Origin of the sequence: Hoeflea sp. AS60 (genome assembly GCF_038900115.1) — a bacterium.
GTDB lineage: Bacteria > Pseudomonadota > Alphaproteobacteria > Rhizobiales > Rhizobiaceae > Hoeflea.
This window is the reverse complement of the sequence record NZ_JBBMQP010000001.1, coordinates 1,910,819-1,922,036: the sequence shown is the minus strand read 5'-3', so window position 1 is coordinate 1,922,036 and position 11,218 is coordinate 1,910,819. Positions and strand designations below refer to the sequence as shown.

General features: G+C 59.1%; 11 protein-coding genes. 8 read left to right on the top strand and 3 right to left on the bottom strand.

The features are described 5' to 3' along the window. The first annotated feature begins 3 nt into the window (after positions 1-3). Complete coding sequence (locus WNZ14_RS08875) at positions 4-732, top strand: MBL fold metallo-hydrolase (RefSeq protein ID WP_342868205.1); 729 nt, start codon at positions 4-6, stop codon at positions 730-732. Positions 733-1,049: 317 nt separating this feature from the next. Here the strand turns inward: WNZ14_RS08875 and WNZ14_RS08870 are convergent, their stop codons facing one another. Beyond that, a complete protein-coding gene (locus WNZ14_RS08870; protein WP_342868204.1) occupies positions 1,050-1,973 on the bottom strand; it encodes an NADP-dependent oxidoreductase in 924 nt (307 codons plus the stop codon). A 429-nt stretch (positions 1,974-2,402) separates the two neighbouring features. Here WNZ14_RS08870 and WNZ14_RS08865 point away from each other — a divergent pair, with 429 nt between their 5' ends. From WNZ14_RS08865 to WNZ14_RS08835, 7 genes are read left to right on the top strand one after another with little or no spacing between them, the layout of a single operon-like run. Beyond that, complete coding sequence (locus tag WNZ14_RS08865; RefSeq protein WP_342868203.1) at positions 2,403-2,783, top strand: hypothetical protein; 381 nt, start codon at positions 2,403-2,405, stop codon at positions 2,781-2,783. Further along, complete coding sequence (locus WNZ14_RS08860; protein ID WP_342868202.1) at positions 2,780-3,856, top strand: NAD/NADP octopine/nopaline dehydrogenase family protein; 1,077 nt, start codon at positions 2,780-2,782, stop codon at positions 3,854-3,856. Before WNZ14_RS08865 ends, WNZ14_RS08860 begins: the two co-directional genes overlap by 4 nt. Beyond that, positions 3,856-4,848 carry a 3-hydroxybutyryl-CoA dehydrogenase gene (locus WNZ14_RS08855; protein WP_342868201.1) on the top strand — a complete coding sequence of 331 codons (993 nt, stop codon included), beginning with the start codon at positions 3,856-3,858 and terminating at the stop codon, positions 4,846-4,848. Before WNZ14_RS08860 ends, WNZ14_RS08855 begins: the two co-directional genes overlap by 1 nt. A gap of 52 nt (positions 4,849-4,900) precedes the next feature. Further along, positions 4,901-5,911, top strand: coding sequence for a TRAP transporter substrate-binding protein DctP (gene dctP, locus WNZ14_RS08850; protein ID WP_342868200.1), 1,011 nt, complete (start codon positions 4,901-4,903; stop codon positions 5,909-5,911). A 60-nt stretch (positions 5,912-5,971) separates the two neighbouring features. Beyond that, positions 5,972-6,466 (top strand): TRAP transporter small permease, encoded by a 495-nt coding sequence (locus WNZ14_RS08845; RefSeq protein WP_342868199.1) that lies wholly within the window; start codon positions 5,972-5,974, stop codon positions 6,464-6,466. 34 nt (positions 6,467-6,500) lie between these two features. Then, positions 6,501-7,817, top strand: a complete 1,317-nt coding sequence (locus WNZ14_RS08840) for a TRAP transporter large permease (RefSeq protein ID WP_342868553.1) — start codon at positions 6,501-6,503, stop codon at positions 7,815-7,817. Positions 7,818-7,821: 4 nt separating this feature from the next. Continuing rightward, the gene (locus tag WNZ14_RS08835) at positions 7,822-8,595 is read left to right on the top strand and encodes an aspartate/glutamate racemase family protein (RefSeq protein WP_342868198.1); all 774 of its coding nucleotides are present in this window, start codon (positions 7,822-7,824) and stop codon (positions 8,593-8,595) included. A 203-nt stretch (positions 8,596-8,798) separates the two neighbouring features. Here WNZ14_RS08835 and WNZ14_RS08830 read toward each other — a convergent pair whose 3' ends face one another. Beyond that, complete coding sequence (locus WNZ14_RS08830; protein WP_342868197.1) at positions 8,799-9,143, bottom strand: DUF423 domain-containing protein; 345 nt, start codon at positions 9,141-9,143, stop codon at positions 8,799-8,801. 300 nt (positions 9,144-9,443) lie between these two features. Further along, on the bottom strand, positions 9,444-11,213 hold the full coding sequence (locus tag WNZ14_RS08825; RefSeq protein WP_342868196.1) for an AMP-binding protein: 1,770 nt from the start codon (positions 11,211-11,213) through the stop codon (positions 9,444-9,446). Between the last annotated feature and the right edge of the window lie 5 nt (positions 11,214-11,218).

Genomic DNA, 11,218 nt, shown 5'->3' with positions numbered 1-11,218 from the left:
GCCATGATCAGCGAAGCGGACTGGTACGAGACCATCCCTTTTGCGGATGGCATTACCCTGATTCATGAGCCGTGGATGCCCTTCTTTTTCCGCTGCAACATGTGGCACATCCGTGGTCGCGACCGCGACCTGATCGTCGACACCGGGCTTGGCGCATTCCCGCTACGGCGCAACGTCCCGATCCTCAACGAGCGTCCGATCCTTTGCATCTCAAGCCACACTCATTTCGACCATATCGGCATGACAGCAGAATTCGAGGAACGACTGATTCATCCGCTTGAGGCTGATATTCAGGCAGACCCCAGGAACGACGCCACCCTGTTTGAATATTACGCACATGGCGGGCGGGATGCCGAACTGTTCATGACGCCGCCCCAAGGATGGGATGCGCAGAGCTATCGCATCAAGCCGGCTCCGGCGACCGGCCTGATCGAGCATGGCGAGCGGATTGATCTGGGCGGGCGCTCTTTCAAGGTCCTGCACACGCCTGGCCATTCGCCGGGGCACATATCCCTTTGGGAAGAGGAGACAGGAACACTCATCGCCCAGGACGTGATCTATGATGGCGCACTGGTGACCGATTGCGAGGGCGCGGACATGGCTGATTACCGCCGTTCCATACAGATGCTGTCCGAACTTGAGCCAAGGATCGTGCATGGCGGCCATTTTCCCAGTTTCGGCGCAGTCCGTTTTCACCAGTTGATCACCGCATTTCTGAACGAGGCGAGCTAGGTTTTCGAGGGATGGATCCTCAGTCTCTGTCTGTCAGAACCGAAAAGGGTCAGCTACCGTGGTGAAGAAGTAAGGCCGGTATCTTCAAGGCTCCGTTCGAGGGACCCATCTTCGTTTCTTTTGCAGGTCTCGAATGCGATGGTCAGGCAGATCTTCGGTTTCAAGGCGGCGCGCACAAGGCCGTCTACGCCTATCCGGCACAGCATTGCCACATAAATAATGGCCGCCTTTTTCCACTGATTCAACCAATTGCTGGGGGAGATGCAGCGGCAGGTCAAACCAAACAGAGAATTTCGAGAACCCTACGAGCGGCTTGCTCAATCGCCAATTTCGAAGACCAACTTGCCGCGCACATGCTTGGCTTCGCTGAGTTGGTGAGCGCGAACGGCTTCGGAAAGTGACATGGCTGTTATCTCCGGTAGCTTGAGGATACCTGCCTCAACATATGCCGTGACACGATCCATCAGAGCGCGGCTCCGGTTGACGGCTGGTCGCAAGGCAGTAACGTCCTCGCGTGGCGCTTCCGGTGCGCCCGCTCCACCTGCAATGAAGGCTGCACGTCCGCCGGGTTTGAGCACCGCGAAGCATTGCGCGATACATGAACCACCCACGGTATCGAAAGCGGCATCGCAACCGCCAAGAAGGACGGCCGGATCTTCCTTGGTGTAGTCGATGACCTGATCCGCGCCCAAACTACGTACATAGGCATGATTTTCGGCACGAGCTGTCGTCACAACCTCAGCGCCAAGATGATGCGCCAGCTGGATCGCCATCCCGGCAACGCCCCCAGCTCCACCCTGGATCAAAATCTTCTCGCCGCGCTTCAGCTTCAGCGTATCCTCGATGGTCACGAGCGCCGTGAGCGCGGCAAGCCCGATTGCCGCCGCCTCCACATGTGACAGATTTTTCGGCTTGCGGGCGACATACTGTGCGCCGATGGAGATCTTTTCGGCATAGCCGCCTTCCATGCCGGGCGGGCAGACGGCGTAGACCTCGGTTCCGGGTTCGATATCCGTATCGGGACCAGCGGTTTCGACCACACCGGAGAAATCACGCCCGAGTATGTGTGGAAACACGAGGGTGACAGGCAGATCGCCGCTGCGCACCTTCCAGTCGGCTGCGTTGACGCTTGCCGCCTTGACAGCGACAAGAACCTCGCCGGTTGCAGGCACCGGATCCGGCACATCCTCAAGTACAAGGACGCTGGGTCCTCCGTGGGCATGTATGCGAACTGCTTTCATGGCCGGGCCTTCCGTTTGCCTCATATCCGCATGTCGAAGCGGCTTCATGGATCGTAAAATCACGGACCCTACAACGTCGTGTCCGGAGCGTTCCATTGCAATCCAGCCTGACACAAAACTGCAGTTTGCCGGCGAGAAAAATTTCCTCTCCGTGCAGGCCGAAAAATATATGAAATTTCATGTCTCTGGCTGTCAAGCTTCAAACTAAAAGAGTGCGTTTTCATATTTTAAGCTTGAAGAGAATCCGAAGCTGTGTGAGCCTCACGTTGAAAGGTGGCGATCGGAGAGGTGCCAGCGGATGAATATGGGTCTAAAACTGCTTGCATATGCATGCAATTTCCCAGCGACTGACGGGCATGCTGTCTGCGACCACGGCTCCGCCAGCAGCGAGCAGGCCATGGCAAAAATCGGACCTTTGCGGGGGAAGCCATGACCGCCGCCGTGTCTGCGTCGCATTCCTTGAAAGCCGTGACACTGGTGAACACAGTGCTGAAGCCCGAAGGCTGGCCGGCGCAGATAGGCTTCGTGACCCAGGCGCTCCAGACCTTCCGCAACATTCATGACGTACTGGCCAGCGCCGGCGCCAAACACCTAAACCGGCGAACCTGGTACGTCACCAGCATTGACGATTATCTGGCCAACCCGAAAGGTCTGGGGGCAGGCTGCCGCGATGTATTCGCGCGCTGCTTTCCGGCAATGGCCACCATCGAGGTGGTGCGTCGGGTCGAACGTCAAGCGGTGGTGGAAATCGAGCCGACGGCCGCACGCCCGGCAAGTGATCAACCCTATTGTTCAGGATGTATGGAATGAAAATTGTTGTAATCGGTGGTGGCAATGGATCTTACGCAGCAGCAGCGGACTTTGCAGAGGCAGGTCATGACGTGCGCTGGTGGCGGCGCAACGCCAGCGATTTTGCCGAGGTGACGAAGGCCGGCGGCATCGTCGTGACCGACTTCAAGGGCAGCAGGCCTGTCAAGCTGGTGCCAACGGATGATCTGGCAGCGGCCATGTCCGGTGCCGAGCTGATTGTCGCGCCCACGCCAGCCAACGCCCAGGCGGATATCGCAGACAAACTTGCCCCCCACATGGCTGACGGCCAGGTGATCTTCCTGCCGCCGGGCACGTTCGGTTCCTACATCATGATGAAGCGGATGCGTGCCGCAGGCTGCACCGCAGATTTCGCAATTGCCGAAACCGGCACCCTGCCCTGGCTCACCCGCAAGCAGAGCCAGACCGAAGTGCGGATCTCGACCCGCGCCTCGCGACTGCCGACAGGCGTCCTGCCTGCACGCAAGACGGAAGCTGCCATTGCGATCATATCGCAGGCCTTCCCGGATGCGATCGAGAAAATCGAGGATGCGCTGTCGGGTGCACTGATGAACGCGGGCCCGATCATACATCCACCACTGATCCTGATGAATGCCGGTCCAATCGAGCATTTCGAGCGCTGGGACATTCACAATGAAGGCACCCAGCCGGCCATCCGCCGGGTGCACACAGCACTCGACAACGAGCGCATCGCGATCCGCGAGGCGCTGGGATACGGCGCGCCGCATTTTCCGCTCGCTGATCATTACGAGACCAGCAACTGGATGTACGGCAATCTGGCGCATGACAAGCTTGTCGGATCGGGTGACTGGCACGAGCATCTCGAACTCAAGACCCACCGCTACATGCAGGAAGACATCGGGCTTGGCCTGGCCTTTCTGGTGTCTGTCGGAGAGTGGGTCGGGGTTCCCTGCCCGGTAGCGCAAGGCTTGCTGGCAGTGGCGGAGGCCGTGTCAGAGTGCGATTTCCGCAAGGATGGCCGGACAATGGTAACGGTCGGTCTGGCGGATCAGGATCCTGCCATGGTCCAGACCATGCTGCGTGAGGGCCTGTGATGAACGCCCGGCCTGCCATCGCCTGCATCGGTGCCGGACGCATGGGACGCGGCATTGCCCACAGTGTGGCCTATGCCGGGCACCGTGCGGTTCTGATTGATGCCAAGAGCCGCAGCGAGGAAGACTTTGCGCGGCTGAGCCACGAGGCACTCGCCGAAATCAAGGGCGGGCTTGCATCGGTGGCAGCCCTTGGCGGTTTTGATGCAGCCGTCATTCCCGCAATCATGGACCGCATAACCATCTGGCGCCTGGCGGACTTGGCCGAAGGGCTGGCGGGCTGCGAGATTGTTTTCGAAGCCGTGCCGGAGGTGCTCGACGCCAAGCGTGACGCCTTCGCGCTATTTGACGCCCATGCCGATGACGACGCGATCCTGGCCTCAACGACCTCGACCATTTTGTCGACCGAACTCGCCGGACTGACAAAGCATCCTGAGAATTTTCTCAACGCCCACTGGCTCAACCCGGCGTTTCTGATGCCGCTGGTTGAACTGAGCCCCGCCGACGAGACTGACAAGCGGACACTGGACCGGCTGCGCAGCCTGCTTGAAGGGATGGGCAAGGTGCCGATCGTCTGCAAGGCGTCACCCGGCTACATCGTGCCACGCATTCAGGCTCTGGCCATGAACGAGGCGGCGCGTCTGGTCGAAGAGGGTGTCGCGAGCGCCGAGGATGTCGACAAGGCTGTGACCTATGGTTTCGGCCTTCGTTTCGGTGTTCTGGGCTTGCTGGAATTCATCGACTGGGGTGGTGGTGATATTCTCTACTACGCCAGCAACTATCTTCGGGATGCGTTTGATGATGACCGGTTCAAGGCGCCGGATGTCATCTCGCAGAACATGAAGGAAGGCCGCATCGGCCTGAAGACCGGATCAGGATTCTTCGACTATTCAGACATGGATGTCGACGCTTACCGCCAACGTCGCATGGCGGATTTTCTCAGGGCATTGAATGCAGCCGGTATGACTAGAGGCCCGGTCATCGACAAGCAGTGAATGAAGTTCAAACGGAAACAATAAATCCGTGCAACCAGAGGAGAATGAAACTATGAAAAATTCAAATCATCTTGGTCGGCGCATTGCCGGCATGGCCATTTCGAGCACGGCGCTTGCGCTTGTTTTCATGGCTGGTTCGGCCAACGCCGAAGAAACCCTGCGCGCAATCTCGGCATTTCCAAAGCCGCTGGCGTTCTCGCAGAGCTTCCAGGGCTTTGTTGATCTCGTCAATGAGAAGGGCAAGGGCGTCATCAAGATCGACTATATCGGCGGGCCCGAAATGTTCCCGCCCAACCAGCAGGTTGATGCGGTGCGCCGCGGCGTGATCGACATGCAGTATGGTCCGGCATCCTATTATCTCGGCACCATGCCCGAAGCAGACGCTTGGGTCGGTTCCAATGTGTCAGCTATGGACGCGCGCGCCAATGGCGGTTTCGAAACCATGCAGACAGCCTTCTCCGAAAAACTCGGCGTCAATCTGCTGGCCCATCTCGATACCGGCATTCAGTTCCACATCTATACAATTGACGAACCCAAGCGCACAGACGATGGCGGCGTGGATCTCGATGGCCTTCGTATCCGTTCCCAGCCGATCTACAACTCCTTCTTTGAATCGCTGGGCGCGATCCCTGTCTCCGTCCCTGTGCCGGATGTGTATACCGGACTCGAGCGTCATACCTTTGACGGCTCGGGCTGGCCGATCGTTGCGATCAAGGATCTCTCCTGGGACAAGTTCCTGAAGTACCGGATTGACCCCGGCTTCTTCCAGACCGACCTTGCTGTCGTCATCAACCCGGCCAAGTGGGATGCGCTCAGCGATGATGCCAAGAAGATCATCAATGAGGCGTCTGCCGAATATGAGAAGACGTCCTATGACAACTTCCAGGCGGTAATTGCCGAAACGGACAAGAAGGTCCGCGATGAAGGCATGAAAGTCATTTCCCTGGAAGGCGCTGCCGCTGAAAAGTTCCTCGACGGTGCCTATGACAGCGCCTGGAAGCGAATGAAGGATGCAGGGTCGGAACATTATGACGCGCTCCGCAAAGCCTACTACAATCGCTGATTAATCGCGATGGCGGGCGTCGTTCCGGCGCCCGCCGACACCTTGGCCACGGGAGCTCCCATGCTTGCGCGTTTATACGACAGAACAATAATCGGTCTGGCGGTCACCGGCGGGATCAGTCTGGTTGTCATCACCATCGCCATCATCATTGACGTGATTCTGCGCAATACAGGCTTTCGTCCGTCCCAGTCGACCAGCGCGCTGGTCGAATATGTCATGCTCTACTCGACAATGGCCGCTGCGCCCTGGCTGGTGCGGAAAAACGGACATGTGGCCATAACCTCCTTCATCGAGCGCCTTCCTGGCGCCTTGCGGTTTGTGGCCGGCCGCGCCGTGCTCATCCTGTGCATCGTCATTCTGGGACTGCTGTCCTGGCGCTCGGGTGCTGTAGGACTTGAGATGCTGGCGGCGGGCTCGGTCGATATGCGCTCCATCAACATTCCCTCCTGGGTACTCTACGCCATGCTCGCGGGCGGGTTCGGGCTGATGACGCTCGAATTCCTGCGCATGCTCCTGCGTGGGGAGATTTACACCGGCAACGAGGCAAGCCATTGACCCGGCTCCATTACCTTGAATCGAGACGACCATGATGCCGTGGTATGAAGCGGCCGGCCTGATGGTCGGGGGCCTGCTGTTCCTGATGTTTTTCGGGACTCCGGTGGCCATCGCGTTCCTGACAATCAATGTCGTCGGCGTCTATCTTTTCATGGGCGGCATGATCGGCATCGACCAGTTGGTTGCAAACGCCACCACCTCTGTGACCAGCTTCGCGCTGGTGCCGGTTCCGCTGTTCCTGATCATGGGGGAGCTCTTGTTTCACACCGGCCTTGCCGTGCGGGTGTTCGATGCACTCGACAAGTGCTTTGGTGGCGTCAAGGGGCGGCTGTCCTACCTGACCGTCGGCGGAGGTACCATTTTCGCCACCTTGTCGGGATCTTCGATGGCCAACACGGCGATGCTCGGCACCACGCTGATGCCGGACATGATCAAGCGCGGCTACAAGCCGAAAATGATCATGGGGCCGATCCTGGCAACCGGGGGCCTGGCGATGATCATCCCGCCATCTTCGCTGGCGGTGCTGCTCGGTTCGTTGGCGCGGATTGACGTCGGCGCGCTGCTGATCGCCGGGCTGGTGCCCGGACTTGTGCTGGCGCTTATGTTTGTGGCGACGATCCGGCTGCAGATCGCGCTCGATCCCGATGCTGCACCAGGTTATGCCGCCGAGCGGGCCACATTCGGCCAGATCATCTACGCGATCACCACCGATATTCTGCCGATGGGCCTCGTCATCTTCGCGGTGGTCGGGCTCATCCTGCTCGGCTGGGCGACACCAACGGAATCGGCTGCCTTCGGCACGCTCGCGGTTGCCATTCTGGCAGTGATCTACCGCAAGCTGACCTGGACGGCTGTCATCGCCACCATGAAAGGCACGCTCATGGTCTCGGCCATGATGCTGATGATCATTGTCGGCTCGACCACGTTCTCCCAGATCCTTGCCTTCTCCGGAGCGTCGACGGGGCTGATTTCCTACGCGATGAGTTTCGATTTCGGCTTCTACGCCATATTGGCGCTGATGTTCCTCGTGCTCATCATTCTCGGCATGTTCATGGATCAGCTCTCCATCATGATGCTGACGCTGCCGATCTTCATGCCGCTGGCCTCCAGCTACGGCTTCGATCCGATCTGGTTCGGCGTCATCATGCTGCTGGCGCTGGAACTGAGCCTTGCGACACCGCCTTTTGGTCTGTTGCTGTTTGTGATGGTCGGCGTCAGCCCGCCCGGCACGACCATCGGCCAGGTGGCGTTGGCCGCCATGCCCTACATTGCCTGCACGCTGCTGCTGGTGCTTATTCTTGCAGTGTTCCCCGAGCTGGCGCTTTGGCTGCCCGGCCTGATGAGGAGTTAGAGCCATGAAAATCTGGTATCAAAGTTATGTCGATTATGAGCATGGCGCAGAATACTGGGATGAGTTGCGCAAGCATCTCGATGCCATTGTCGACCCAGGCACACAGGTCGACATCAAGGGCATCACCCCGCACGACAATTATGCCCATGCCATTGTCGAGTTCCGCTGCGCCCGCGAGGTGATCTGCAACGCAGTCAAGGCCGAGCGCGAGGGCTATGACGCCTTCATCATAGGCCATTTCCAGGATGCCGGGCTTTATGAGGCGCGCTCCGTCGTCGACATTCCGGTGCTCGGCATGGGTGAGGCGTCAATGCTTCATTCGTGCCAGCTCGGACAGCGTTCAGGCATCGTCACCATCAATCGCCGTTTCATCCCGTGGTTCCATCACCAGATCGGCAAATATGGCTTGAAGGAACGGGTCACAGGCGTCCACGCCATGGATTTCGAGCCGGGCCAGATCCTGTCCGCCTTCGGCTCCGATGAGCGACTTGAAGAGGTCCGTGCATTGTTCGAGGCGCAGTCGAAACCCCTGGTCGATCAGGGTGTGGACGTGCTCATCCCCGGCGGTGGCATTCCCATGCTGCTGTTTTCGCAGCTCAAGGACCACCGGGTTGATGGCGCACCGGTGATCAATGGCATCCCCATTGTCGTCAAGATGGCCGAGATGGCGGTGCGCCTGCGCGAGTTGACCGGGCTCGGCATCAGCCGAACCTCCGACTACGTGAAGCCACCGCTCGAGATCATCGAGGAATTCATGGCTCATCCCAAGGGGTTGTAACGGGCCTCGGCTCATGAGCGGCAGGGGATACCACCTATACCATCACAGCCAGGCGGATGATATCGGGCGAGGTCATAAAGTGCCGGGACGACGATCGCTCGGCCATTCCCCGCGGCCAGGCAACCGTCCTGCCCAGCTCAATTATCTTGTTCTGACCTGCCCGGAAACAGGCTCTTCATGCGCTGGGGAACTGGCAAATCTGCTTATCGGGATTTGCGTGTCAGTCCGGAGACGGCGATCAACAGCCAACCGATGATCATCGCTACTCCCCCCGCAGGAGCGGCCATGGGAAACAACCGCGTGTCGGCAAGATGGCGCAATAGCAGATCGCCACAAAACAGCACGAGCCCAAGCCCCAGAACACCAGCACCGCCGCCGCGTATCCGGCCCGGGTTTCCAGCAAGGCCCAGCGCAACAAAAAGGGGCGCGTGAAACAACAGGAATTGCGCAGCAGTGCTGACGCTGCCGCCACCCGCATGGGCAGCATAGGCTGACAAGGCAACACCTGCAGCTCCGAGCAAGCCGCCTGCCAGGATGAGAATCGTCATGGTTTACCTTCCCGTGATTTGAAGCAGCAAATCCGCATCAGCGCTCGTGTCAGCCTGACATCAGTGACTATCACTTACGGTGTTGGTCGATTGATCGCCATTTGTGGTCGCACGTTTTCTAACGACAGCTGTGAACCAATTCAATGGGGGCAGATCAATCCCAGGAAGCTTTAAAAACAGCCCTGATGGTCGAGAAACTGTCCGGCGGCGCGCACGATGTCATGATGATCGACACCTGCAGCGAAAGCACCTCTGAGATGCGCAGTCGGCTGACGGTAATCCGGGGCCGGCAGCGCGGCGTCAGGCCGGACTGCCGGCTGACTTCAGGATCTCCACCATCTGGTCACGCATGACGAATTTCTGCGGCTTGCCGGTAATGGTCATCGGCAGCGCCTCTACGACCCTGACATGACGGGGGATCTTGTAGTGGGCAATCTGGCCATTGCAGAAGGCGCGGAGTTCTTCGCCGTCAAGAGTTACTGACGGCTTGGCAACAACCCAGGCGCAGACCTCCTCGCCGTATTTTTCGTCAGGAACGCCAAAAACCTGCACCTCGGAAACCTTGGGATGGCTGAAGAGAAATTCCTCGATCTCGCGCGGGTAGACATTCTCGCCACCGCGAATGATCATGTCCTTGACGCGACCGACGATTGAGCAGAACCCCTGTTCGTCGAACACCGCCAGATCGCCGGTGTGCATCCATCCATCCCGGATCGCCTCGGCCGTCTTGTCCGGATCGCCCCAATAGCCCTTCATCACCGAATAGCCGCGGGTGCACAGTTCGCCGCGAACGCCGATCGGCACAATCCGCCCGTCATCATTGACGATCTTGACTTCGAGATGCGGATGGACGCGACCGACGGTTTCACAGCGCTTGTCGACGGGATCATCGCTGAAACTCTGGAACGACACCGGCGATGTTTCGGTCATGCCGTAGCAGATGGTCACTTCGCGCATGTGCATGCGCTCCATCACGCGGTGCATCACATCCACCGGACATGGCGCGCCGGCCATGATACCGGTCCGCAGCTGGGTCAGGTTGCGCGGCGAACGTTCGAGTTCCTCGAGCATCGCCACAAACATCGTCGGCACGCCGTAAACTGCGGTACAGCGTTCCGCCTCAAGCGCAGCCAAAGTTGCCGCAGGATCGAAAGCTTCGCCCGGAAACACCATTGCAGCGCCCTTGCTCACAGCGCCCAGCACACCCATGACCATGCCGAAGCAATGGTAGAGCGGAACCGGAATGCAGAGCCTGTCATTTTCGGTCAGGGAGATCCGGTCAGTAACGAAACGAGCATTGTTGACGATGTTGTAGTGCGACAGCGTGGCCCCTTTGGGGCGGCCGGTCGTGCCCGAGGTGAACTGGATGTTGATGGCATCGTCCGGGCCGAGCTCGGCATCAATCGCCGGCAGCCGCAACTGCTGTGCCGGGCCACCCAGGGTCCGGACCCGGTCAAAAGCGAAGAGCCCCGGTTCACTGACTTCTCCCAGCACGATCACGGCGCGAAGATGCGGCAGTTTGGCAGCCTGCAGACGCCCCGGCTCGCAATCCGGGATCTCCGGCGCAAGCGTTGTGATCATCTCGAGATAGTTGGAGGTCTTGAAAGTGCGTGCGGTCACCAGAGCCTTGCAGGAGACCTTGTTGAGCGCGTATTCCAGTTCCGATAGCCGGTAGGCCGGATTGATATTGACCAGGACCAGGCCGATCCGCGCCGTGGCGAACTGGGTCAGCACCCACTCATAGCGATTGGGTGACCAGATGCCGATGCGGTCGCCCTTCTCAAGCCCCATGGCAAGAAGGCCAGATGCCAGTTCATCCACCGCACGGTCAAATTCGTAGTAACTGAGGCGAACGTCCTGCTGCGGACAGATGATCGCCGGGCGCGGTCCGAAGAGCGACACGGCGTCTCGCAACAGTTGCGGAATGGTCTTGTAACGCAATGGAAGCTCTGTGCCGCCGCGGACATAGGACAGGTTGTTTTCGGGCTCCGTCGATTCCGTTGCCTGCCGAGTTTCGGACCGGCCGAAATCAGAAAGTCGTCCTGCCAGGCTTTCGTTCAGAATGGACATCGCTC

Excerpts from the sequence above, each read along its gene's own strand:
- WNZ14_RS08875 (WP_342868205.1), top strand. The coding sequence starts at position 4 with ATGATCAGCGAAGCGGACTGGTACGAGACCATCCCTTTTGCGGATGGC.
- WNZ14_RS08870 (WP_342868204.1), bottom strand. The coding sequence starts at position 1,973 with ATGAAAGCAGTTCGCATACATGCCCACGGAGGACCCAGCGTCCTTGTA.
- WNZ14_RS08865 (WP_342868203.1), top strand. The coding sequence starts at position 2,403 with ATGACCGCCGCCGTGTCTGCGTCGCATTCCTTGAAAGCCGTGACACTG.
- WNZ14_RS08860 (WP_342868202.1), top strand. The coding sequence starts at position 2,780 with ATGAAAATTGTTGTAATCGGTGGTGGCAATGGATCTTACGCAGCAGCA.
- WNZ14_RS08855 (WP_342868201.1), top strand. The coding sequence starts at position 3,856 with ATGAACGCCCGGCCTGCCATCGCCTGCATCGGTGCCGGACGCATGGGA.
- dctP (WP_342868200.1), top strand. The coding sequence starts at position 4,901 with ATGAAAAATTCAAATCATCTTGGTCGGCGCATTGCCGGCATGGCCATT.
- WNZ14_RS08845 (WP_342868199.1), top strand. The coding sequence starts at position 5,972 with ATGCTTGCGCGTTTATACGACAGAACAATAATCGGTCTGGCGGTCACC.
- WNZ14_RS08840 (WP_342868553.1), top strand. The coding sequence starts at position 6,501 with ATGCCGTGGTATGAAGCGGCCGGCCTGATGGTCGGGGGCCTGCTGTTC.
- WNZ14_RS08835 (WP_342868198.1), top strand. The coding sequence starts at position 7,822 with ATGAAAATCTGGTATCAAAGTTATGTCGATTATGAGCATGGCGCAGAA.
- WNZ14_RS08830 (WP_342868197.1), bottom strand. The coding sequence starts at position 9,143 with ATGACGATTCTCATCCTGGCAGGCGGCTTGCTCGGAGCTGCAGGTGTT.
- WNZ14_RS08825 (WP_342868196.1), bottom strand. The coding sequence starts at position 11,213 with ATGTCCATTCTGAACGAAAGCCTGGCAGGACGACTTTCTGATTTCGGC.